The organism is Mycobacterium sp. TH-M106, assembly GCF_057473765.1.
In genome coordinates, this window is sequence record NZ_JBYCLE010000600.1 from 1 (window position 1) to 1,578 (window position 1,578).

General features: G+C 73.4%; 3 protein-coding genes. All 3 read right to left on the minus strand.

The window, feature by feature from the left end; all coding sequences use genetic code 11:
- Positions 1-472, minus strand: a 472-nt coding sequence (locus AC2VOP_RS20410; RefSeq protein WP_486962658.1) for an endolytic transglycosylase MltG, incomplete at its 3' end; no start/stop codon positions are given.
- Positions 465-995, minus strand: coding sequence for a Holliday junction resolvase RuvX (gene ruvX, locus AC2VOP_RS20415; RefSeq protein ID WP_486962659.1), 531 nt, complete (start codon positions 993-995; stop codon positions 465-467). The genes ruvX and AC2VOP_RS20410, both read right to left, overlap by 8 nt.
- The coding region (locus AC2VOP_RS20420) for a DHHA1 domain-containing protein (RefSeq protein WP_486962660.1) at positions 995-1,578 on the minus strand (584 nt) is incomplete at its 5' end. The genes AC2VOP_RS20420 and ruvX, both read right to left, overlap by 1 nt.

Consider the following 1,578-nt stretch of genomic DNA (forward strand, 5'->3'; position numbering starts at 1 on the left):
GGCCTTCCGGGATGACCAGCCTGCCCACCCGGTTCTCCTTGTCGGTGAGGCGCTGCACCGCCGACGCCGCCGAGATCTCGGTGCGGACCCGGTAGAAGCCGGGCTGAATCGCCACGACCTTGTCGTTGCCGTGCGCGGCGTCGACGAACGCCTTGACGGTGGCGACCACGTGCTGCTTGTACAGCGTCTCGCCGATCGCGGTGGTCGAGTCGCCGGGGCTCACCTCGATCACCAGATCATGCTTGCCTTCGCCGCGATAGTCGGTGACCGGGCCGGACAGGCCGTGCCACAGCTTGGAGCCGAGGAAAACGGCCGCCACGGCGATCACCGTCAGCAGTGTGGTGGCCAGCCCCAGCACGAGGCGCCTCCGGCGGCGGCCGTGCTCGGCGCGCTTGCGCGCGGCGCGAGGCATCCGGTGCCGGGGGGGACCTACCGCCACCGGCCGGGCCCGATCACGCCGCCGCTCAGCCATCGCCGGCCTCCTCGGCTTCCGGCGGCGGCACCGGCGCCACCGGCCCGGCGGCACGGCGCTCGTCGAGCCAGCTCTGCAAGATCGCCACCGCCGCAGCCTGGTCGACGACCGCGCGTCGACTTGTGGACCGCACCCCCGCCGCACGCAGCGAGCGCTGGGCGCTCACCGTGGTCAGCCGCTCGTCGGCCAACCGCACCGGAATCGGCGCTATGCGACGCGCCAGCGCGTCGGCCAGTCCGATGGCGTCGCGGGCGGCCGGGCCGATCCGGTCGGCCAGGGTGCGCGGCAGCCCCACGACCACCTCGACGGCGTCCAACTCGGCGACCAGGCGGGCCAGCCGGCGCAGATGCGCGCCGGAGCGGTCACGGCGAACGGTCTCCACCGGGGTGGCCAAAATGGCATCCGGGTCAGTGCAGGCCACCCCGATGCGCACCGCTCCGACATCGACGCCGAGACGTCGTCCGCGACCGGGATCGTCGGAATCCCTGGGCCGGTCGGGAGCACGATCGCGCGGAGTGGTCATCAGGGCCGGCTCTGCGCAATCTCGGCCCGGACGGCGTCGAGAGCAGCGTCGATGCCCGATGGATTCCTTCCCGACCCCTGTGCCAGGTCGGCCTTTCCACCGCCCCGCCCGTCCACCGCCGAAGCCAGCCGCTTGACCAGATCGTCGGCACGCAAACCCAGTTCCTGAGCGGCCCGGTTGACGGTCGCCGCATAGGCCACGGCACCATCACCCTCGGCGACCAACACCACCACCGCCGGATCGGCACCCAGCCTGGCGCGGACGTCGCCGGCCAGCGAGCGCAGGTCGGCTGCCGTCATGCCGCCGGGCAGCCGCTGCGCCACCACCCGGACATCGCCGATGCGTTCGGCCTCGGCGGCGGCGCCGGCCGCGGCGGCGCGTGCCGACGTCAGCCGAATGCGTTCGAGTTCGCGTTCGGCCGCCTTGAGCCGGTCCACCAGGTTGGCCACCCGGGCCGGCACCTGCGCGGAGGGCACCTTCAGCGATGCCGCCAGCCCGGCCATCAATGCCCGCTCCTTGGCCAGGTGCCGAAACGACTCCAGCCCGACATAGGCCTCCACCCGGCGCACCCCGGAGCCGACCG

Excerpts from the sequence above, each read along its gene's own strand:
- ruvX (WP_486962659.1), bottom strand. The coding sequence starts at position 995 with ATGACCACTCCGCGCGATCGTGCTCCCGACCGGCCCAGGGATTCCGAC.